The organism is Bacillus velezensis, from assembly GCF_001461825.1.
Classification (GTDB): domain Bacteria; phylum Bacillota; class Bacilli; order Bacillales; family Bacillaceae; genus Bacillus; species Bacillus velezensis.
This window is the reverse complement of sequence record NZ_LLZC01000012.1, coordinates 399,677-419,877: the sequence shown is the minus strand read 5'-3', so window position 1 is coordinate 419,877 and position 20,201 is coordinate 399,677. Positions and strand designations below refer to the sequence as shown.

Here is a 20,201-nt window from a genome sequence, read left to right as displayed (position 1 = left end):
TACAAAAACGATCCCTTTAACGGGGATCGTTTTTTTCATTCAGTCCGGAGAAGCTCAAGGAGAAAGAGCTCCAGCAAGAGCTGCTTGTCCTTTTTCCCCGTTTTCATTTCATAATCCATCACTGCGAGTCTTTCTATAATACGCCGCAGCTCTTCTTCAGAAAAAAGCCTCGCCTGATCCATCGCCAGCTTTACCCGGAAGGGGTGCACCTTTAAGTTGGAAGCGATTTGCTTTTGGCCGTATCCTTGTCCTGCAAAATACTTCGTCTGCATAATCAGACGGAATTGGTTGGCGATCAGCGCCATAATTTTGATCGGTTCTTCGTTTTGTTTTAAAAGATCATAAAATATTTGAAGACTTTCCGTCCGTTTTCGGTTCACGATTTTGTTGATCAGCTCAAAAATATTCTGCTCCAAACTTCTTGCGACGAGCTCCCGGACATCTTCAAGTGTGATCTCATGTCTGTCACCGGTGTAGGCGGAGAGTTTTTGTATTTCCTGATATATGGAAGACAGATGGCCGTTTGCAAGCAGAACCAAATGCTCGGCAGCTTCTGTATCGATCATTTTATTTTCGGATTTCGCCAGATTAATCGTAAAATCAGTCGTCTCCTTTGCATTCAGCTCCTTAGCTTCAATCATAAGGGCTTTTTGCTTCAGCGCTTTCGTCAGCTTTTTCCGTTCGTCCAGCTTCTCATACGGAGCCACAATCACAAAGACCGTGTAAGGTGCAGGCTCCTTCAGATAAGTCTCCAGAGCGGCTGTATTATGCTCTATTTTTTCTTTCTTTTTTTCCCCTGTTAAAAAAGACGGATTTTTTACGATGACCAGCCGCTTCTCTCCCATAAACGGAAACGTTTCCGCATCGGTTACGGCCTGGTCAAGCGGATCTTCTTCAAGATCAAAAACAGACAGGTTAAAATCCTTTGTCTCCTCATCAACGACAGCTTGTCTGATCCGGCTGACAGTTTCTTGGAGCAGATACGTTTCTTTTCCGTATAAACAATAAACGGAGCGGACATCCCCTTTTTTCAGGGCTTTCCAAACATCAAATACCATGATCGTATGACTTCCTCTCTTTCTTGATCCCCTTCTATCCTAAATTGAGTTCGGCAAATAGTAAAGAGGAAGCTTTAAGGACAGCTTCCTCATTTATAATAAACGCCTGATTCACAAGCTCCCGGGTCTGCTTGTAAAAAGGCGATAATCACAAGAACAGAAAACGTTACCATCACTTCTAGATTTTTCAAAACAATTCCAGTATACTTAGGGAAGTCAGGAGGGATGAAATTGAATGATTTTGAAAAAAACGTTCAAAGCAAACGAAATGATGCTGTTGACTCAGCTGTCGGTTTTGTCGTGTCCTTCGGATTTTTCGCCTTTTTGTTCGTGATGGCAACAGCCATCCATCTTATCGGCTCTTAGCCGCATTCCGGGCTGCTGTCAATCGGCAGTCTTTTTTACTTCTTGCGCCCTGATTTCTTCTATATCATATGGAGGGAAGACGGAAAACGTTCCGGCGCCTTTTTTAAATCTGTATTGAATCGTTCCGCTGATATCGGTGCGAAGCACATTGACAGAGTACGCCTTCAAACGATCCAGCACTTCTTCATGCGGATGATGGTATCGATTCTCTTTTCCTGCTGAAATCAGCGCCGCTTCCGGCTGAAGCTGTTTCAAAAAGGCTTCACTCGTTGAGCTTTTGCTGCCGTGATGACCCGCCTTCAATATATCAGCCTTCAGATTCGGATACGTTTTCAGCACTTCCGTTTCGCCGTCCGATTCTAAATCTCCCGTCAAAAGCCAGCTCACTCCGCTTAAAACCGTCCAAAGCACCAGTGACGAATCATTTTTACTCCTTCCGTCAGACGACTCCGGAGACAGCACCTGAAACTGAAGATCACCGGCTGTAATGGTGTCGCCCCGCTTTGCTTCGGCAACGGGAATGTTGTTTTCTTTCGCCATATTTAATATGTTCTGATCCTTCGGTTCTTTTACGAATCCCACGGGGACAATTAACCGTTTGACTCTATGATTTTTGATTAACACTCCGGCTTCTCCGATGTGATCTTGATCCGCATGGGTTAAAATCAGCGCATCCAGCTTTTTCACCCCTTTTCCGTTTAAAAACGGAATCAAAACCTTCTCGCCGATAGAATACGGGTGGCGTTTTTCTTTCCATGATTCTCCGGGATAAGCAATCACTCCCCCTGTATCAACCATTACGGTCCCTTTGCGGTGCGGCGCGCTTATAAACAGTGAGTCTCCCTGCCCGATATCAAGCATATCCGCTTCTCCCCATGGACTGAAATACGGACGGCATATTAAATAAGCCAAAACCGCGCAGAAAAAAAGAACCGATTTCCTGAGTTTTAAAAAACCTCCCTTTTCCAAAGCCGCAAAAAGAGTAAAAACGGAAACCGCAAGCAGAAGAAGGGAAAGAAAGTCAGGCTTTGACACAATCATAGTAAATAAATCAACGGATGCCGCATATGTAATGAAATCATGCACAGGCTTCATCACAAGGTCGAACATATCAAACAAACATTCTCCCATCTGCCTTGAAAGTAAAAGAAGAAGGAAACCGATGACAGAAACCGGAATGACAAATACCGTATAAAATGGCACCATCACCATATTCATCGGAAAACTGACAAGTGAAATTTGCTGAAAATGATAGAGAAGAAACGGAAGTGAGCTGAGCTCCGCAATGAATGAAGCCATCGCAAGCCCGGCAAGTCTGCTTTTCCCCGCTTTCTTTAAAATGGAGGATGACAGAATTAAAGAGGCGCTTACCGCAAAGGAAAGCTGGAAGCCCGCCTGCCAAAGGAAGTAAGGATTAAACAGCAGGAGCAGCAGATAAGACAGGGACAATGCAGCGGAGGAATGAATGCCGCGTTTAACAAGAGTTCCGGCGATATAAAATCCCAGCATGAGGGATGCGCGCAATACGGATGGGGCGGCACCGCTCAGCAGCGTATACACCGGCAAAAACAACAGCAGCAAAATTCCCGCTTTTTCTCTTGTCAGCCCGATTCTGATCAGAGCATAAAATAATCCCGCCGTAATAAGACCGACATGCATTCCGGAAATCGCCATTAAATGAACGACTCCCAAATTTTGATATGCACTCAGTATATCGTCCTCTATAGAAAATCTTTCACCTAAGGTCAGCGCTTCAACAATTCCGGCGGAAGATTCAGGCACGTGATTCCGAATGATCGAAATCAAATTTTTTCTGATGTTCAGCAGTTTAAACAGCGGCTGTTTGGATTTTTCACACTGCTGAATGGAAGTCACGGAAAATAACCAGTGAATCTGCTGAGAGTAAAGATATTCCTTATAATCAAAACCTCCGGGAACCGTCGCATGTGCAGGCTGCTCCAGAGAACCTGTAAACGTGCAGCGCATCCCCGGTTCAAGCTGTTCAATGAGTCTCTTTTCCTCAAGAGACCGGATTTTGTACGAAGCCGTCCATTTTTCCTTGTCATGTGTACGGATAACGGCTGACATTTTCGCTCCGTCAACCTTCGGAATGTTAGTGATGACGGCCTGTTCAGTATAACTGCCGGCCTGATACCGCGTTACATTCGCAGCGTCACAAACCGTATAAAGAAAGAAATAAAGACAAAAAGAAACGAGGCAGACAATAACCGGAGCATGCTGCTTTGTTTTTACAATAATAAAGAGAAGATACAGAAGAAAAAGGAGCAGAACCCAGAAGACATGAGCGGCGGCAATTCCCGCAGTTGCAGAAACCGCCGCCAGAGGCAGAAGAAGGTATTTATATTTCATTTATACGTAACTGGTAAACAGCTCATTGGCCTGTTCATGAATTTTTTTCAGTTCATCTGCCTTAACCCCCGCATCAGATAATTGCTGAATCAGACCTGCTACAAAAGACAATTTTTCGCGGTTTTTCAGATCGATGATCATTTCATCAAGTTCGACCTGCTCCACCTTGACTCCGGCTTGGCTGAACAGCTCTTTTGCATAAGGCTGTGTTTTGTAATCTTCGGCATAATAAACCGTTTTGATACCTGCCTGAATAATTGATTTACAGCATTGAATACAAGGATAATGCGTCACATAAATTTCGGCGCCCTCCGTCGGAACACCGAACTTAGAACATTGCAGAATCGCATTCATCTCTGCATGTATGGTCCGCTGGCAATGATTATCTATTAAAAGGCATCCTTCATCAGCGCAATGGACGCCTCCGGCAATTGAGCCGTTGTATCCGCCGGCGATCATCCGCTTGTCTCTGACTACGGTTGCCCCGACTGACAGTCTCGGACATGTGCTTCTCAGCGCCAGCAAATGGCTTTGCGCCATAAAATATTGATTCCATGAGATTCGTTCCACAAGTGTTCCCTCCAAAAAGTCTTGTTGCTTTTCTAAGTTTACATAGATTTAAGCAAAACCGTCAATTCACTTTACCGTAATGGAAGTTTTTATCCGCTCAAATGACTTTTCTCCAAAGCCTGATACATTCATCAAATCTTCAGCAGTCTGAAACCGTCCGTTTTCTTCTCGGTAGGCGATAATCGCTTCCGCTTTTTTCTGCCCCACCCCGGAAACCGCCTGAAGTTCGTCCAGAGATGCCGTATTGATATTGACAGCTGCATTCTCCTTTTCACCCGCTGTTGTTTTCGGGCGATTCTCCTCTTCGCCTTCACTCGGAATATAAACAATCGTCCCGTCCTGCAGCTGCTCTGCTAAATTAACATTCAATTCATCCGCCTTTTTCTTCAGGCCGCCGGCTTTTTCAATGGCTTGCGTCACTCTGTCTCCCGCTTCCATTTCATACACGCCGGGATTTCGGACCGCGCCTTTCACATCAATCATAATCTTATCGTCTGCGGTGTCTTTTTTGTCCGCGACGGATGCTGAGGCTGTTTGGCCGAGCACGGACTGCTGTTTGACCGGCTCTTCCTTTTCAGAACGAAACAGCCAAATACAGATAAAAACCGCTCCTGCAGCAAGACAAGCGCCCAGAATTTTCAGGTTCCGCCGCAGCCGCTCCGTCATCATCGCTTTCGTCATATTGCATTGCCTCCCCGCATAAGGTTTAGAGGATTAAGAGAAAAAGGAGGGGAATTCATTGAAAATAGGCTTTATCGGCACCGGAAACATGGGAACGATCCTGATTGAATCGTTTATCGAATCAAACGCTGCCGATCCCTCACATATCACCATCACAAACAGAACAATCGAAAAAGCATTAAAACTAAAAGAACGTTTCAGCGGCATCCATGTCACCGAGGATCAGGAAAAGCTCGTACAGGAAAATGAAATAATATTCATTTGTGTAAAACCGCTGGATATATATCCTTTGCTGAAGAAACTCACACCGCATTTACGGAAAGATCACATTTTAATCTCCATTACCAGTCCCGTTCAGACGGATCAGATTGAACATACGGTTCCGTGTCAGACGGTCCGCGTCATTCCGAGCATTACGAACCGCGCCTTGGCCGGCGTCTCGCTTGTTACGTTCGGCAAAAGCTGCAGCGAGTCTGCAAAAGCGGATATTCAAACGCTGTTCACTCATATCTCAAAACCTGTAGAAATCAGCAGCGGCATTACAAGAGCGGCGTCAGACATTGTCAGCTGCGGGCCCGCTTTTATGAGTTATCTCGTTCAGCGCTTTATTGACGCGGCAGTGGAAGAAACGGACATCACCAAAGAAGAAGCAGTAATTATGTCGACGGAAATGCTTGTCGGTCTCGGAAAGCTTCTTGAAACAGGGCGTTACACGCTTCCCGCCTTGCAGGAAAAAGTATGCGTAAAAGGCGGCGTCACCGGGGAAGGGCTGAAGGCTCTCGAAAGCGGTGTTCAGGATATGTTCAACCGTGTCTTTCAGCGTACACATGACAAATACGATGAAGATATATCGTTAGTGAAGAAGCAATTTCACGTGTAACTGAGTATGCCATAAAGTGCTTTATCGCGCCAATCGCAAAAAATGCATTTTAAAAACCATCGTTCCGTTTAAACGATGGTTTTTGGTTTGCCTGCCGTGAAGAAAAGACGTTCAGACTCTGTTGAAGGAGGCCGGTCTGTAAAATCAGCCGTCACCTTCTTCAGTTCAAATCCGGTCTCTGCAAGCATTTGTTCATATTCTTCAATGTAAAATGTTTTTTGCTCATGCGTCTCGTCGTAGCGGTCATAAGATTGTCCGTTCCATACGAAAAAGGACATATCATGGATGACAGAAAGCTCTTCATCGCCGGCAAAGCTTTGCCAGATATAGCTGATCTGCTCATCCTGATCCGCATGGGTGCTGTCCGGAAAAAGCTCCGTCATTTTAAATGGGGAATGGACGTCAAACAGAAGCAGGCCGCCCTCCTTCAAAACTTGAAAAACACTTTTGAAGGTGCTTAAGACATCATTTTTCGTTTTTAAGTAATTTAGGGAATCACAGCAGATGACTACAGCATCAAACTGTTCTTCAAAACCGGAAAGCTTTCTCATATCCTGCTGGAGAAAAAGAATCGGCTTTCCCGTTTTTTTCTGCTGGGCACAGCTCAGCATATCTTCACTCAAATCAATCCCCGTGACTTCGCAGCCTTTTTCAGCAAGCCTGATGGATATTTCTCCGGTTCCGCAGGCAAGATCAAGCACCCTTCCCTTTTCCGGAAGAGACGCTTCGATCCAGCCCGCCCATTCATCATACGGCGCATGTGACATTAACTCGTCATATACGCCGGCGAAGCCTTGGTAAATCATGAGTTCAAGCCGAGCTCAAGCTCTGCGAGCGGCGCGTCGCCCCATAGCTTTTCAAGATTGTAGTAGCTTCTTTCATCTTTATGGAAAACGTGGACAATGACGTCGCCGAGATCAACTAAAATCCAGCGGGCCTCATCAAACCCTTCCATCTTTTTGACATCAATGCCGTTTTCTTCTGCCTGATCTTTAATTTCACGCGCAATTGCCTGAACCTGCTTATCAGAATTCCCGTGGCAGATTAAAAAGTAATCCGCTATAAGTGAGATTCCTTCCATGTCCAGCGCTAAAATATCTTCTGCACGTTTATCGTCGCATGCTTTTGCCGCGATTTTTAATACGGAAGCTTGATTCATTCTTCAAATTCCTCCTGTCAATTTTGAGACACCAGCCAGTTATAGGTTGCAAACGTCTCCGGAAAGACCGGCTGGTTTTTTTTCATCAGAAATATCATTGTATTTTTCATTGCTTGTATGAGCGCTTCGTTCAGATCCGTTTCCGCCAGACGGCGCACCTCTTCCACTCCGGGAAAATGGCGGCCGGGTTCAATGTAATCCGCAACGTAAATGACTTTGTCTAAAAGGGTCATTCCGGGACGCCCTGACGTGTGATAGCGGATTGCATCCAAGATCTCAGGATCAGTGATCCCCGCTTCTTTCTCAGCCAGATACGCTCCCACAGGGGCATGCCACAGTTCGGCATTGTAATCCAAGAGCTCAGCCGGCATTTTTTCCCGCACGATGATCTGCTTCATTTCTTCTTTCGGCCGGAATTTCGCATAATCATGAAAAATAGCAGCCATTTCCGCTTTTTTCGGATCTGCTCCGAACCGGCCTGCGAGAATAACCGCCGTATCTGTCACGCCGATTGTGTGGATGTAGCGATGCTCGGTCAGCTGTTCTTTGACGCAGGCAAGTGCTTCCTCACGATTCATATAAATCATTCTCCTCTATATACTGCCTCACTTTATCCGGCATTAAGTATTGCGTCGGCTTTTTTGCTTTGAGACGTTCTCTCAGCATCGTTGACGAAACGTCAAATTCCGGAACGTCGGCAAAAAGCAGCGGGTACGGGGTCTCAATATGATACCCCGGGCGCCGCACTCCGATAAATTGAATGAGCGTGAGCAGTTCGTCCAGTTTGTACCATTTCGGCAGATATTCAATCATATCCGCCCCGATAATAAAGAAAAGCTTGTCGTTCGGGTGCCGCTCCTTCAGTAAACGGACGGTATCATAGGTATAAGAAGGGCCTTTCCGGTCCATTTCCGCAAGCTCAAGCTTAAAGCCGGAATTCGAGCTGATGGCAAGCTTCAGCATCTCCACCCGGTGCCGGCTGTCTGTAAAGTCTTCATTCTGCTTATGCGGAGGGATTTTATTGGGCATAAACCAAATTTCATCGAGCTCCGCCTGATGAAGGACTTCATTAGCCATCAGAAGATGTCCGTTGTGCGGTGGGTCAAATGTGCCCCCGAATATTCCGATTTTCTTCATGTCAACCACCTTACGGAAGCTCGATTTGTTTATTTTCCTTTGATTCCTTATACAGTACGATCGTATTTCCGATCGTCTGCACCAATTGTGAGCGGCTGCCTTTCACAAGGGCTTCTGCGACATCATTTTTATCGTCTTCGCAGTTTTGAAGCACGCTGACTTTAATCAGCTCTCTTGCTTCTAAAGCCTCGGCAATCTGTTTCACCATGTTTTCGTTGACTCCGCCTTTTCCCACTTGAAAAATAGGCGTTAAGTGATGCGCTTTTGAACGCAAAAACCGTTTTTGTTTTCCTGTTAACATTGTGTTCCTCCTAGTTTTCCTTCAACAATCGCTCTCATTAAGCCGCTGTCAGGCTCTTGTTCCGTCCACAGCTTGAAAGACAGTGCGGCCTGTTCCACAAACATGCCGACACCGTCAAGGGTTGTTAAACCTCTTTTTTCAGCTTCTTTTAAGAACGCCGTTTGAATCGGGTTGTATACAATATCACAAACGATGGCGCCCGTTTTGGCCCGTTCCAATGAGAGCGGCACGGCATCCGTTTTCGGATACATGCCGACAGATGTTGTATGAATAATGACGTCATATTGTTCAAGCTGATTTTCAGCTTCTTTTAAAGTAAGGGCGCGTTTCTGCTGAAAAGAGGGAGCAGCCGCAATCAGACTTTCTGCTTTTTCCGGCGTGCGGTTGCAAACGTCAAATTGTTTCGGCTCTCTGCGGACGATCGTTGTAAAAATCGCTCTTGCCGCTCCTCCCGCCCCAATCATGAGGATGGAGAGCTCTGATATCGGTTTGTCCAATACTTTGACTAAGGATTTATAAAACCCATCTCCGTCAGTATTATACCCGATGAGCCTGTCTCCCTCTCTTTTGACGGTATTTACGGCCCCGAGTACTTTCGCGCTTTCATGTATTTCATCCAGATGCTCCATGATCGCGACTTTATGCGGGACTGTGACGTTCACTCCGCAGATGCCAAGCGCCTTAATTCCGTTAACGGCGTCCTTGAGATGATGAGGTTCCACCTGAAACGCAAAATACTGCCCGTTGATGTTCTTATCTTGCAAAGCCGCGTTATGAATATCGGGTGACATTGAATGCCCGATCGGATTTCCGATTACTCCGTACAATTGTTTCATGCTCCCTCTCCCCTTCTCTCTATATTAATGAACGGCGGACAAATACGTGTACGCCTTTCGGAGCGTATGCCGTTATTTTTTTATCTGCTTGCTGCACCGTGACCCAGCCGAGACCGGAAAAAACGATATCCGTCTTTCCTTCTTTAATCGTAAACGTGTGGGGCGTAAGCTCCGGAAATTCATCCAAATGATCTTTTCCGGGCGGGGTAAGCAGTTCTCCCGCATGCTTTTCGTATAAGGCATCAGCATTTTCAAGCTTTGTTCTGTGAATCATCAATTCATTCGGCATATAGCAGACAAACGCCGTTTTATCGCCTGATACATAGTCAAACCGGGCAAGCCCGCCGAAATAAAGCGTTTGTTTTTCATTCAGCTGAAAAGTGCGCGGCTTCAGTTCTTTTTTCGGTGTCAGCACCTTTAAGTCACGCTTGTCCACGTAATGCGCCATCTGGTGATGGTTAATGATTCCCGGCGTATCATAAAGCGCAGATCCGTCATCGAGCGGGATTTCAATCGCGTCAAGCGTCGTGCCCGGAAATTGAGAGGTGGTGATAATATTCTCTTCCCCTGAAACCTCTTTAATAATCCGGTTGATAAATGTGGATTTGCCGACATTGGTACAGCCCACCACATACACATCGCGGCCTTCGCGGTAATGTTCAATGGCGTCAATGACTTCCTTCATCCCTTGTCCGCGGGAAGCGCTGATTAAAAAGACATCAAGGGGTTTTAAGCCGTATTCTTTCGCTTCGCGTTTCATCCATTGAACGAGGCGTTCCCGTTTTACGGATTTTGGCAGGATATCGGCCTTATTACCGACAAGAATAATCGGATTACCGCCGACAAAGCGGTTCAGCCCGTTTATCCAGCTTCCGTTAAAATCAAAAATATCAACGACTTTGACAATAAGAGAGTCAGTATCGCCGATTGTGTGCAAGATATTTAAAAAGTCATCATCCGTTAATGAAACATCTTGAATTTCATTGTAATTTTTCAGTCTGAAACAGCGCTGGCAGATGACATTCTCTTTCGTGAGCGATGCCTTTGGCGCGTATCCGAGACCTTGTTTATCCTCGGTCTGGATCGCTACTCCGCAGCCGATGCAAACAACCTTTTCCATTTCTAATCCTCCCACTGAATATGGCCTTTACGTTTCAAAGAACTCAATATTCTCCGTTCAATCCGGCGGTTAAAGCGCGTCATGACTCCGTCAGAGGAAGCGACAGGCACGACGAGGATCGTATGATACCCGTTTCTGTTTCCGCCGAGAACATCAGTAAGCAGCTGATCGCCGATGACCACACAGTCTTCTTTTTTCAGATCCATGCTGCTGACGGCTCTTTTAAAGGCGCGCCCCATCGGTTTTCTTGCCTTATAAATAAACGGTATGCCAAGCGGCTCCGAGAATAATTTCACTCTTCGTTCATTATTATTGGAGACGATCGTGACTTTAATGCCGTGCTCCTTCATTTCTTCAAACCACTCGATTAATCGAGGTGTCGCACTCGGTCTGTCCCACTCCACAAGCGTGTTGTCAAGGTCTGTAATAATCCCTTTCACATTGCGTTCTTTGAGCTTTTCCGGTGTGATATGAAATATATTTTTCACAAATTCGTCAGGTAAAAAAAACTTTTTTAACAAAACCCGCACCCTTCCTTTTCTTTCTATCATCTATATGTCGAAACCTGTCAGATTTAAAAACAAAGTCGGACTCAGTAAAAAAATTTCGACAAAAATTGGGTTTCTTCACCAGTTGTGGATAAAATTACACACATTATCCACTCTTATTACATCCGGATTTATCCAGATTATAAACAAGATACTAACAAGTTATCCACTTACGAGTGTGGATAACAGAACGATTGTTCTTATTTGTATTTCATGGTAGATTAAAGATAACCTCACCATGATTGAAACGCAACCTTCCATCATATGCTTGCGTCTGATGATTGATTACAATTGTAAGGAGGTGCCACTCCCATTAATTGGGTCCCCGGCATGAGAAAGCTTTCTGATGAATTACTAATAGAATCTTATTTCAAAGCCACTGAAATGAATTTGAGCCGTGAATTTATCGAGTTAATTGAAAACGAAATCAAAAGAAGATCGCTCGGACACATTATTTCCGTTTCCTCTTAAACAGAAAAAAATTTCCGGGCGAATTTCCTTTTTTTACTCAGATGACTGATATTATATCACTTCGGTTATGCGCATTACTACCACTTTCAACAAAAAACACCCCTAAAATAGAGGTGTTTAAGAGGACGGCTGCTATATATTGAACCAATACAGACCGCCCAGGACGAGAATGACGACGAGCAGCACAACAAAAAATGCGTACCAGTACCCCGCATTCACCCGAGGAGGCGGGCATACAGGATATTGCAGAGGGAAACCGCGGTTCATAGCAATCGCCTCCAAAAAGATGTTTTTTCTACAGCCTATGAAGCAGAAGCAAAACGGTTTAGGCAGCTGACGGCGTCAGCGTTCCAAAACCCGCCCATTTTTTATGCCTTCAATTAAGATTCTGGCGCCTTTTGGCGTCATATGATTTCCGGAGGGATCTATCAGTCCGGATTGGATCAGCGCCCGGTCTGTATCTTTGCCGCCGTCCGCGCGTATAAAGTGTTTCCAGTTATCCACCAGCGGCACTTTCAACTCAGCTGCAACCTGCCTCGTAACGCCGTTATAGGAATTATGCCATTTTCTCGCGCCGCCTTTTTCTTTAAAGGCTGAGGCTTTATATCTCGAATAGTAATAGAGATGATGCGTTCCGTTTCCTTCTATAACCGGGATGCACGTCATTAAAATCGGCTTTATGCCGTGATTTCTGCTTTCGTTTATGAAATAAGTCAGGTTTTCTTTAAACCGTTTCTTTGATACCCGCGGCTGATCGCCCGTCAAAATGCCCGCATCATTTGTTCCGAACATGATAAATAAATATTGGGGCTTACGGTTCAGCACGTCGCTTTGAAAGCGCAGGCGCGCATCCTCAGTCGTCTGGCCGCCTATTCCCGCATTTATAACCGTAAGACGGCCGCGTTCCGCTGTTTTTAACATGTTTACCCACTGCTGCGCCTTCGGATAATCACGATAATCCCAGTTGGAACCGCGCGTATTGCTGTCGCCGAACGCGACAACACTTTTCTCTTTGCCCGCGGCGCATCCTGATAACAGACAGATTATCGTAATAAAAAGAACAGCAAACTTCATTTTCTCTCCCCCCAAACCTTACCTCCTATGGTACACATCTCTTTGGCGGCTTTCAACGCGGCGCTCTCTTTACTGGATATGAAAAGGGCCGGAATCCTGTCCGATCAAATCCGAAACCTTAACAAACGTGTAGCCCTGCTTTTTCAGCTTGGGAATGATTTCTTTCAAAGCCTCAACCGTCTGGCGCCGGTTTCCTCCGCCGTCATGCAGAAGAACGATATCTCCATCTCTGGCATGTGAAACAACGTGCCTGACGATTTTCCCTTTCCCGGGCCTTTTCCAGTCTCTCGGGTCTTGGTTCCATGACCACATGATGATATGATAGCCCTCTTTTAAGATGCTTTTGAAAGCCGTATGATTCAGCGACCCTCCCGGCGGGCGGAATAACTTGTCCCCTGCCGGCTGCAGCGATGTGATATGATGCGCGGAGCTGTGAAGCTCTTGTAAAATGTCTTTGCGTTTCAGACGGTGAAAATAAACATGGTTCATCGTATGGTTGCCGATTTCATGCCCTTCTTCAACGATGCGTTTTGCCGTTATGGGGTATTTGTCTATACGGCTCCCGACACAAAAAAAGGTTGCTTTCACATTGTGCTGTTTCAGCACGTCTAACACTGCCTCCGTATAGACAGGATGGGGGCCGTCATCGAAGGTTAAAGATAGTTTCTTTTTTTCAGACCTTATATCCCAGTACACGTTTCCCGTCTTCTCCATGTCACTTCTTTTTAAAGATTTCGCATCGGCGGACACGGCAGTGAGACTCGTGAGGACGCATATCATGATGATCAGATGAAAGCATCTCAACGTTTACACCTCCAGTAAACACTACTGTTAACGTGTCCCCTTTTATAAAAAATCATTCTCTGCATCAAATGATGCACATCACCCGCTTCCCGCTTGTTTTTGTCCAAATCCGGGTGCAGCCGTTTCTCATCAAACGGCAAATGCTGATAAACAAATGAGCTTATCGGACAGCTTATTTTAATAGAAGGAGATAGATTTGTGCTGTATACTAATTGAAAAGAGGTGAACGTGCAGATGATAAAAAAGGGATTCAGTCTTGCCGTCATCATTGCTGTCGTGATGATCGGCTTTATGCAAAAAGACGTCTGGCTCAGCATGATTCGCGCGGGCGGCATGTACGCCGTGCTTATGAGTATCCTTCTGGTCGCAGCTGACGTATTTTTTCCGATCGTTCCATTCGCCATTATCGCGGCCTTAAACGGAGCGGTTTTCGGGATTGTAAACGGGGTGTGGATTACATTGTCAGGCGCAATGCTCGGAACAATGGCATTGTTTTTTCTCGTCCGGTACGGATTCAGAGACTGGGCCAGAAAAAAGCTGCTGGCTTACCCGGCCGCGGCCCAATATGAAGATTCATTTCATCAGCACGCGTTTACGGCGGTGCTTTTCGGACGGCTGATTCCGATTATACCGTCGCTTGCCATGAATACCGTCTGCGGGCTGAGTCATATCCGATGGCCGATCTTTTTTTCTGCGTCGGTGCTCGGCAAAATTCCGAACATTGTGATCGTGACAGTCGCAGGCGCTTCATTTACAAGCAACAAACTGCTGTCTTTCGGGATTTACGGAATGTATATGCTCGTCTTAATGGCGGTCATTTATAAGAAGTTTCCCGGCCTTTTAAAAACAACGAAAAAATGAAGCGCGTACCGCCCCCTATTCCGGCGGTACGGCTCCTCTCATTCTGAGAACTTTTCCGTTACATTCTGAACCGATCACTCCATGTTTTTCTTTCTGTAAAATGACAGAGCCGCTTTATTGCCCCCGAAACTCTCAGGTGATATTCCGAAACACCCTTCGCTCTGAAAAGCTGACGAAAAACGAATCCTCACGAAATGAAACGGCCGTCTCTTTATGTTTGTTTACATTGATCCGCTTGAAATACATCAGGAGTCCTCCTTTTTGCGGCCGCAAATAAGAACGAGCATAAAACGGCTGCCAACGCCAGCATAACAGCAGCGCCTGCGATGACGATGCCGCGGACGGACGAACTGACAGAAGCCGCTCCGAAAACCGCCGTTACCACTATAATGAAGACAGCTTCGACTAATGAATAAAAGCTCCCCACTCTCCCCATGATGTCCACCGGAACATTCTTTTGATAAAACGTCAGAAAGCCTGTATTGGCAAACGCCAGAAAAAAAGCGAGAAGGAAAAATCCGAAAGCAGCCGTCCAAAAAACGTCAGAAAACGCATAAATCATATATCCGGCCGCTGTGAATAAAGAGCCCATTCCCATCAATAAAGAAGCCGGCATTTTTTTATTAAAGAACACATTGACAAGCGCCCCCGCAATAATGCCTGCCCCTGAGACACTGACGAGAAAACCGTAATCGGCATCAGTCAGCTGAAGAACCTCTTTTGCAAAAGCGGCTTCAAGCGAATCAAGCGCGGATGGCATAACGGTCATGACCAGACTGAATAAAAAATAAATGATCATGACGTTTCGCGCCGTTCGGCTGAAGCGATAGACGAGCTTCCAATCTTCTTTGTACACTGCCAAAGAAAGCTTCTGTCTGGGAGAATGTACGTGAGGCTCATTTTCAAGGTTCGGCAGCATCATCGTGATGAACCCGGACAGCACTAAAGCCGCCGCATTCACCCAAATCGCAAAAATCGGCGTGCCGGCGATAAAAAGCAGCCCGGCCGCAGCCGGACCGAGGAGAAAAGCCCCTGATTCCGACAAAGCCCTTAGTGAATTGAATCGTTTTCTCCTTTCAGCCGGGATAAGCATCGTCACATACGCCATGGAACACGGACGAAACATCGCATTGGCCATTTGAATCAAAAATACAATACAATAAACGGAAAATAAAGACCGTGCAGTAAACATCAGCGGCAGAACGGCAATGAATGCAGCCCGGATGAAATCAAGCGACATCATCATATTCCGTTTGTTGCACCGGTCGATGATGCTGCCCGCCCACCCATTTGTCATCAAAACAGCCGCAGGCCTGATTAAATAAAGGATGGAAACCGCAAAAGCAGACCCCGTTTCTTTTAAGACAATAAGATTAAGAGACAAAAAATAAATCCATTCACCAATATTTGCTATCCCGATTCCGGTTAACAGAAACATCGGGTACCGCCAAGACTTCAGGTTTTTCATCTTATCCCTCCCTTAGAAATAAAAAACGCCCTCAAGACAATAAAGTCTTGAGGACGGGAAACAGCCCGCTATGCCACCTCAATTCGGTTTGGTGCCGGCCATGCCGGGTACAAAGCTTACTCGGTAACAGGAGTATCCGCCGCATCATCCTCGTGTTGCATGATTCCGATGCGAAGCTAAGAGGTTTGTTTCAACACATCCATTCATACTCCTTCACAGCTCCCGGAGCTCTCTGTCATGAATGATATCTGTCTACTCGTCTCTTCAGCGCTTTTCGGTTATATTGTTTTTACCCTTACTTTTTTTAACAATATACAGGCTCAATCAGCAAAAATCAAGAGGCTGTGAGAAATAAAACCCGATTTTGATTAATTTCCCTGTACAGACACAAACAGCCCTACCGACACATACAGTTACATATAGGCGATTGCCTACATAACTTTGTGGAGGTGAGGACGGTGACAGGTGTTTTTGCAGCGCTCGGGTTTATTGTGAAAGAACTTGTGTTTTTAGTATCATACGTGAAAAATAATGCCTTTCCACAACCGCTCTCAAATAATGAGGAGAAAAAATACTTAGACCTTATGGCTGAAGGAGATGAACACGCCCGCAACATGCTGATCGAACATAATCTCCGTTTAGTCGCCCATATTGTGAAAAAATTCGAAAACACGGGAGAGGACGCAGAAGATCTGATCTCCATCGGTACAATCGGGCTGATCAAAGGAATTGAAAGCTATTCAGCCGGAAAAGGCACGAAGCTTGCCACATATGCCGCACGATGTATTGAAAATGAGATTTTAATGCATCTGCGCGCATTGAAAAAAACGAAAAAAGACGTCTCCCTTCATGATCCGATCGGCCAGGATAAAGAAGGGAATGAAATAAGCCTGATCGATGTCCTCAAGTCGGAAAGCGAAGATGTGATCGACACTATTCAGCTCAACATGGAACTTGAAAAGGTCAAAAAATATATCGACATTTTAGACGACCGCGAAAAAGAAGTCATCGTCGGCCGCTTCGGGCTTGATCTAAAAAAAGAAAAAACGCAGCGCGAAATCGCAAAGGAGCTCGGCATTTCAAGGAGTTATGTGTCGCGGATTGAAAAACGCGCATTGATGAAGATGTTTCATGAGTTTTACCGGGCGGAGAAGGAGAAGCGGAAGAAGTCGAAGGGAAAGTGAGCGAAAAGCCGGATCTGACATCCCGGCTTTTTCTGCATTTTAGGACATCGCTCTTCAAGTATAACTTCAGGATTTAAAAATAAAACATAACAAATGAATAGAATTGGTACAATCGTTAACCTTTTTAATAATTTTTTATTGATATTTAACCCCTTCAACATAGCCCTCCCTTTTTAACAATCCATTTCATTTGGGCTACACCTCCATCATTGAATGTATTTCCTATGAAAAATGATTTTGAACCTCGTAGTAACCCTTACATGACAGGGTTTTTGTTGTTTTTTCATGTTTATCAAGACCTAAAGCAAAAGAACTTGCTAATTCTCAAATACATCCACCAAATGTTCAATGTTAGTTTGTTCTTCATACATACTAATAATAAAAATAAAACCTAGTTGAAACTTTACAAGACAAGCTGAATTGACTATAGTCTAATTAGACTAAAATATTGATGTAAAGAAGTGAAAAATTAGATGATAAAGTCTTTTTTAATGTTGGGGCAGTCGAATATGGCGGGCCGTGGATTTTTGAATGAAGTAGACCCTATCTATAATGAAAAAATAAAAATGCTGCGCAATGGACAGTGGCAGATGATGACAGAGCCGATTAATTACGACCGTCCGGTTTCCGGCGTTGGCCTGGCGGCATCTTTTGCAGATGCATGGTCGAAAGCTCATCCCGATGAAGAAATTGGCTTGATCCCCTGTGCGGAAGGCGGCAGTTCATTGAATGACTGGCATCCGGAAGGCATCCTTTTTCAGCATGCTTTGTCCGAAGCCCGCTTCGCCCTCCAGTCCAGTCAAATTTGTGGAATCCTTTGGCACCAAGGTGAGAGTGACAGTTATCGTTCGCTGCATGAAACTTATTACGAGAAATTAACTCTTATCATCGAAACGCTAAGAAACGAGTTGAAACTTGATGAGGTACCGTTGATTATTGGAGGGCTTGGTGACTTTCTTGGGAAGACCGGTTTTGGACAGCACGCGACTGAATTTCGACAGGTTAATGAACAATTGCTGCGTTTTGCTAATGAACAACAGAATTGTTATTTTGTTACTGCGGCAGGTCTGACTGCGAATCCTGATGGCATTCATTTAGACGCAGCTTCACAACGCAAATTCGGTTACCGCTATTTCGAGGCTTTTTCGAAAAAGCACCATATCCTGAAACCCATTTCGGGAGAGGAGCAATCACTGAAAGTGAATGGTGGCTATTCTAAAACAGAACAGATTTACCTTCATAGTATGGATTTGGCTTCGGGTAAAATCACGCACGCGGAATTTGAGGCGCGGATGGCGAAGGTGATGAAACCATGATTCCCTTACTTATCCTTGGCTTGCTCATCCAAAACCCCGGAGCTCACGGCTATGAACTTCTGGCTTTAATGGAAAAACGTCATTACAAATACATTGTTAACTTCACGAAAGGTTCATTTTATTACAATCTGCAGCAACTTGAAGAAAAGTGTTTGATTGAACAGATTCAGCAGAAACCCTCAACCAGCGGGCGTGAAATCCGTAACTTTAAAGTCACAGATTCGGGAAAGGCAGAATTCGAAAAATTAATGATCAAATACGGCACCAAATCGGAATATGTGAACCTGCAATTTTATGGGGCGTTACTCTTTGCCGATGAATTCGACAAAAATAAATTACTGGATCTGATCCAATCACAAATCGATCAGACTAGAACTCGAATCGAGCTCCTTGATGAATACCTGTCCATCACTCAAGAAATTCCCAGCACAATCAATTACTTTCGCCGTATGAATGAAAATTCCCGTTCACATCACTTGGTTAATTTAGAGTGGTTCGAAAAATTGAAAGCAGAAATAGAGTGAACTATTGCATAATAAAAAAATGCAATGTTACATATATCAGAATATTAGTTACCTACATATAAAACCTGTGTCGCAGATATCTAGTAACACCATTGATACAGGTTTTATACTCCTTCTTTAATTAAACCAGTATAGGGTTGTCAACACTTGCCCCCAACAAGAGCAAGTGAATCTGCTGCGTGTTCTTCTTTTTCAATCAGTATGAATAACCGCTTTTTTACACCTATTTAGTATTCAATTAAGTCAACTGATTTTTCTCCTTCGTCCGCTAAACTGCTGCTTTCGTCGAATAAGTAAAAGTGATCTCCCTTAAAGAGGAATCACTTCCTCTTTCTTTTCAATAGAGAAAGTTTTGTTAAAGGTAATTGATAAAACAATGATAACTTCTTTCATCTTATGAAACCCAAGCAGTTATTAGGTGGTTTTCTTTATCTGTACAAATACAGGTGAATCACTTAATTTATTACATATAAGTTATCCTGCAAAACTGTGCACGAAATGTCGGGTAGATACATTTCGCTCCTGTTATTCTTTTGTTAAAGGAGGTCAAATAAATGGATTCGCTTAAAAGGATGAACAGCGCATTAACGTATATCGAAGAAAACCTCACGAACGATATTGATTTCAAAGAAGCAGCAAGGCTTGCTTTCTGCTCTGAATATCATTTTAAAAGGATGTTTTCCTTCCTTACAGGTATTTCATTATCGGAATATATTCGCCGCAGACGTCTTACTCTTGCAGCTTTTGAACTTAAAGACAGCCGCGTAAAGGTGATTGATCTTGCAATAAAATACGGTTATCACTCACCAGATTCTTTTGCACGAGCATTTCAAAATCTGCATGGCATAAGACCATCAGAAGCTAGACATAATGGCCATTCACTTAAAGCTTATCCGCGAATGACCTTCCAGTTATCAATCAAAGGAGGAAATGAAATGAACTATCGCATTGAAGAAAAAGAGGCATTTCGCATCGTCGGCATTAAAAAAAGAGTCCCTATTTTGTTTAAAGGCGTGAATCCTGACATTGCATCGATGTGGGAAAGTTTAGATGAAGCAGCAATCAATCAACTAAAAGAGCTTTCTAATGTAGCGCCTGTAGGACTTATTAGTGCATCCACGAACTTTTCTGAAGGCCGGACAGAGGAAAACGGAGAGCTTGATCACTATATTGGCGCAGCCACAACGAAACATTGCCCAAATCACCTATCACAGCTTGAAGTCCCTGCCTCAACGTGGGCTGTATTCGAAGCAGCCGGATCATTTCCGGATGCACTGCAGGAAGTATGGGGGCGGATTTATTCCGAATGGTTTCCATCGTCACATTATGAACAAATTGAAGGCCCAGAAATCCTGTGGAACGAGCATAAAGATGTAACATCGCCATCTTTTAAAAGTGAAATTTGGATACCCATTTCAAAAAAATAATATATCTTACAATGAAATTAGAGGAATTGAAGGTTTTAAGGGAGGG

23 protein-coding genes and 2 pseudogenes are annotated in these 20,201 nt (G+C 44.6%); 8 read left to right on the top strand and 17 right to left on the bottom strand.

Features of this window, described 5'->3' with window-relative positions; translation table 11 throughout:
- Positions 1–16: 16 nt before the first annotated feature.
- Positions 17–1,058: pseudogene (holA, locus tag AR442_RS06255) on the bottom strand (DNA polymerase III subunit delta).
- Positions 1,059–1,097: 39 nt separating this feature from the next.
- Positions 1,098–1,249, bottom strand: a pseudogene (locus AR442_RS20450) (hypothetical protein).
- Positions 1,250–1,289: 40 nt separating this feature from the next.
- Here AR442_RS20450 and AR442_RS19855 point away from each other — a divergent pair.
- Entirely contained in the window at positions 1,290–1,424 is a 135-nt protein-coding gene (locus AR442_RS19855) for a YqzM family protein (protein ID WP_003152870.1), read from the top strand.
- An 18-nt stretch (positions 1,425–1,442) separates the two neighbouring features.
- Here the strand turns inward: AR442_RS19855 and AR442_RS06250 are convergent, their stop codons facing one another.
- The 3 genes from AR442_RS06250 to AR442_RS06240 all read right to left on the bottom strand — a co-directional run bounded on the left by AR442_RS06250 (position 1,443) and on the right by AR442_RS06240 (position 5,045).
- A complete protein-coding gene (locus AR442_RS06250) occupies positions 1,443–3,794 on the bottom strand; it encodes a DNA internalization-related competence protein ComEC/Rec2 (RefSeq protein ID WP_014418418.1) in 2,352 nt (783 codons plus the stop codon).
- Positions 3,795–4,364, bottom strand: a complete 570-nt coding sequence (locus AR442_RS06245) for a ComE operon protein 2 (RefSeq protein WP_003152868.1) — start codon at positions 4,362–4,364, stop codon at positions 3,795–3,797.
- Positions 4,365–4,430: 66 nt separating this feature from the next.
- Positions 4,431–5,045 carry a helix-hairpin-helix domain-containing protein gene (locus tag AR442_RS06240; protein WP_014418419.1) on the bottom strand — a complete coding sequence of 205 codons (615 nt, stop codon included), beginning with the start codon at positions 5,043–5,045 and terminating at the stop codon, positions 4,431–4,433.
- 58 nt (positions 5,046–5,103) lie between these two features.
- On the opposite strand from AR442_RS06240, the gene comER reads away from it, so the two are divergent.
- A complete protein-coding gene (comER, locus tag AR442_RS06235) occupies positions 5,104–5,925 on the top strand; it encodes a late competence protein ComER (RefSeq protein WP_014418420.1) in 822 nt (273 codons plus the stop codon).
- A gap of 68 nt (positions 5,926–5,993) precedes the next feature.
- Here the strand turns inward: comER and AR442_RS06230 are convergent, their stop codons facing one another.
- From AR442_RS06230 to AR442_RS06195, 8 genes are read right to left on the bottom strand one after another with little or no spacing between them, the layout of a single operon-like run.
- On the bottom strand, positions 5,994–6,731 hold the full coding sequence (locus AR442_RS06230; protein ID WP_014418421.1) for a class I SAM-dependent DNA methyltransferase: 738 nt from the start codon (positions 6,729–6,731) through the stop codon (positions 5,994–5,996).
- Entirely contained in the window at positions 6,728–7,084 is a 357-nt protein-coding gene (gene rsfS / locus AR442_RS06225) for a ribosome silencing factor (RefSeq protein WP_007408260.1), read from the bottom strand. Before rsfS ends, AR442_RS06230 begins: the two co-directional genes overlap by 4 nt.
- A gap of 17 nt (positions 7,085–7,101) precedes the next feature.
- The gene (gene yqeK / locus AR442_RS06220) at positions 7,102–7,662 is read right to left on the bottom strand and encodes a bis(5'-nucleosyl)-tetraphosphatase (symmetrical) YqeK (RefSeq protein ID WP_014418422.1); all 561 of its coding nucleotides are present in this window, start codon (positions 7,660–7,662) and stop codon (positions 7,102–7,104) included.
- A complete protein-coding gene (locus AR442_RS06215; RefSeq protein WP_007408258.1) occupies positions 7,652–8,221 on the bottom strand; it encodes a nicotinate-nucleotide adenylyltransferase in 570 nt (189 codons plus the stop codon). Before AR442_RS06215 ends, yqeK begins: the two co-directional genes overlap by 11 nt.
- Positions 8,222–8,231: 10 nt before the next feature.
- Positions 8,232–8,522: a ribosome assembly RNA-binding protein YhbY gene (yhbY, locus tag AR442_RS06210; RefSeq protein ID WP_003152858.1), complete on the bottom strand. Its 291-nt coding sequence runs from the start codon at positions 8,520–8,522 to the stop codon at positions 8,232–8,234.
- Positions 8,516–9,358 (bottom strand): shikimate dehydrogenase, encoded by an 843-nt coding sequence (gene aroE, locus AR442_RS06205; RefSeq protein WP_003152856.1) that lies wholly within the window; start codon positions 9,356–9,358, stop codon positions 8,516–8,518. Before aroE ends, yhbY begins: the two co-directional genes overlap by 7 nt.
- 19 nt (positions 9,359–9,377) lie before the next feature.
- Positions 9,378–10,478, bottom strand: a complete 1,101-nt coding sequence (yqeH, locus tag AR442_RS06200; RefSeq protein WP_014418423.1) for a ribosome biogenesis GTPase YqeH — start codon at positions 10,476–10,478, stop codon at positions 9,378–9,380.
- A 2-nt stretch (positions 10,479–10,480) separates the two neighbouring features.
- Positions 10,481–10,999 carry a YqeG family HAD IIIA-type phosphatase gene (locus AR442_RS06195; protein ID WP_007408254.1) on the bottom strand — a complete coding sequence of 173 codons (519 nt, stop codon included), beginning with the start codon at positions 10,997–10,999 and terminating at the stop codon, positions 10,481–10,483.
- 357 nt (positions 11,000–11,356) lie between these two features.
- On the opposite strand from AR442_RS06195, the gene sda reads away from it, so the two are divergent.
- Entirely contained in the window at positions 11,357–11,497 is a 141-nt protein-coding gene (gene sda, locus AR442_RS06190) for a sporulation histidine kinase inhibitor Sda (RefSeq protein ID WP_014418425.1), read from the top strand.
- A 132-nt stretch (positions 11,498–11,629) separates the two neighbouring features.
- Here sda and AR442_RS20980 read toward each other — a convergent pair whose 3' ends face one another.
- From AR442_RS20980 to AR442_RS06180, 3 genes are all read right to left on the bottom strand, one after another.
- Positions 11,630–11,764, bottom strand: coding sequence for a hypothetical protein (locus AR442_RS20980; RefSeq protein ID WP_014721534.1), 135 nt, complete (start codon positions 11,762–11,764; stop codon positions 11,630–11,632).
- Positions 11,765–11,839: 75 nt separating this feature from the next.
- Complete coding sequence (locus tag AR442_RS06185) at positions 11,840–12,571, bottom strand: SGNH/GDSL hydrolase family protein (RefSeq protein ID WP_014418426.1); 732 nt, start codon at positions 12,569–12,571, stop codon at positions 11,840–11,842.
- Between the two features lie 69 nt (positions 12,572–12,640).
- Entirely contained in the window at positions 12,641–13,375 is a 735-nt protein-coding gene (locus AR442_RS06180; protein ID WP_022552931.1) for a polysaccharide deacetylase family protein, read from the bottom strand.
- Between the two features lie 234 nt (positions 13,376–13,609).
- Here AR442_RS06180 and AR442_RS06175 point away from each other — a divergent pair, with 234 nt between their 5' ends.
- Positions 13,610–14,236, top strand: coding sequence for a TVP38/TMEM64 family protein (locus AR442_RS06175; protein WP_014418428.1), 627 nt, complete (start codon positions 13,610–13,612; stop codon positions 14,234–14,236).
- A 211-nt stretch (positions 14,237–14,447) separates the two neighbouring features.
- On the opposite strand, the gene AR442_RS06170 is transcribed toward AR442_RS06175, so the two are convergent.
- The gene (locus AR442_RS06170; RefSeq protein WP_014418429.1) at positions 14,448–15,704 is read right to left on the bottom strand and encodes an MFS transporter; all 1,257 of its coding nucleotides are present in this window, start codon (positions 15,702–15,704) and stop codon (positions 14,448–14,450) included.
- A gap of 458 nt (positions 15,705–16,162) precedes the next feature.
- Here AR442_RS06170 and sigK point away from each other — a divergent pair, with 458 nt between their 5' ends.
- The 4 genes from sigK to AR442_RS06150 all read left to right on the top strand — a co-directional run bounded on the left by sigK (position 16,163) and on the right by AR442_RS06150 (position 20,155).
- Complete coding sequence (gene sigK / locus AR442_RS06165; protein ID WP_014418430.1) at positions 16,163–16,888, top strand: RNA polymerase sporulation sigma factor SigK; 726 nt, start codon at positions 16,163–16,165, stop codon at positions 16,886–16,888.
- Between the two features lie 473 nt (positions 16,889–17,361).
- Complete coding sequence (locus AR442_RS06160) at positions 17,362–18,204, top strand: sialate O-acetylesterase (protein WP_014418431.1); 843 nt, start codon at positions 17,362–17,364, stop codon at positions 18,202–18,204.
- Positions 18,201–18,728, top strand: a complete 528-nt coding sequence (locus tag AR442_RS06155) for a PadR family transcriptional regulator (protein ID WP_014418432.1) — start codon at positions 18,201–18,203, stop codon at positions 18,726–18,728. Before AR442_RS06160 ends, AR442_RS06155 begins: the two co-directional genes overlap by 4 nt.
- Before the next feature lie 554 nt (positions 18,729–19,282).
- A complete protein-coding gene (locus AR442_RS06150; RefSeq protein WP_014418433.1) occupies positions 19,283–20,155 on the top strand; it encodes an AraC family transcriptional regulator in 873 nt (290 codons plus the stop codon).
- The last annotated feature ends 46 nt before the right edge of the window (positions 20,156–20,201 follow it).

Bases quoted from the DNA above. Each gene is read 5' to 3' on its own strand.
- AR442_RS06250 (WP_014418418.1), bottom strand. From the start codon at position 3,794: ATGAAATATAAATACCTTCTTCTGCCTCTGGCGGCGGTTTCTGCAACT.
- AR442_RS06185 (WP_014418426.1), bottom strand. From the start codon at position 12,571: ATGAAGTTTGCTGTTCTTTTTATTACGATAATCTGTCTGTTATCAGGA.
- AR442_RS06155 (WP_014418432.1), top strand. From the start codon at position 18,201: ATGATTCCCTTACTTATCCTTGGCTTGCTCATCCAAAACCCCGGAGCT.
- aroE (WP_003152856.1), bottom strand. From the start codon at position 9,358: ATGAAACAATTGTACGGAGTAATCGGAAATCCGATCGGGCATTCAATG.
- yhbY (WP_003152858.1), bottom strand. From the start codon at position 8,522: ATGTTAACAGGAAAACAAAAACGGTTTTTGCGTTCAAAAGCGCATCAC.
- AR442_RS06160 (WP_014418431.1), top strand. From the start codon at position 17,362: ATGATAAAGTCTTTTTTAATGTTGGGGCAGTCGAATATGGCGGGCCGT.
- AR442_RS06240 (WP_014418419.1), bottom strand. From the start codon at position 5,045: ATGACGAAAGCGATGATGACGGAGCGGCTGCGGCGGAACCTGAAAATT.
- AR442_RS06230 (WP_014418421.1), bottom strand. From the start codon at position 6,731: ATGATTTACCAAGGCTTCGCCGGCGTATATGACGAGTTAATGTCACAT.
- yqeK (WP_014418422.1), bottom strand. From the start codon at position 7,662: ATGAATCGTGAGGAAGCACTTGCCTGCGTCAAAGAACAGCTGACCGAG.
- AR442_RS06175 (WP_014418428.1), top strand. From the start codon at position 13,610: ATGATAAAAAAGGGATTCAGTCTTGCCGTCATCATTGCTGTCGTGATG.
- yqeH (WP_014418423.1), bottom strand. From the start codon at position 10,478: ATGGAAAAGGTTGTTTGCATCGGCTGCGGAGTAGCGATCCAGACCGAG.
- sda (WP_014418425.1), top strand. From the start codon at position 11,357: ATGAGAAAGCTTTCTGATGAATTACTAATAGAATCTTATTTCAAAGCC.
- rsfS (WP_007408260.1), bottom strand. From the start codon at position 7,084: ATGAATCAAGCTTCCGTATTAAAAATCGCGGCAAAAGCATGCGACGAT.
- AR442_RS06170 (WP_014418429.1), bottom strand. From the start codon at position 15,704: ATGAAAAACCTGAAGTCTTGGCGGTACCCGATGTTTCTGTTAACCGGA.
- AR442_RS06150 (WP_014418433.1), top strand. From the start codon at position 19,283: ATGGATTCGCTTAAAAGGATGAACAGCGCATTAACGTATATCGAAGAA.
- AR442_RS06215 (WP_007408258.1), bottom strand. From the start codon at position 8,221: ATGAAGAAAATCGGAATATTCGGGGGCACATTTGACCCACCGCACAAC.
- AR442_RS20980 (WP_014721534.1), bottom strand. From the start codon at position 11,764: ATGAACCGCGGTTTCCCTCTGCAATATCCTGTATGCCCGCCTCCTCGG.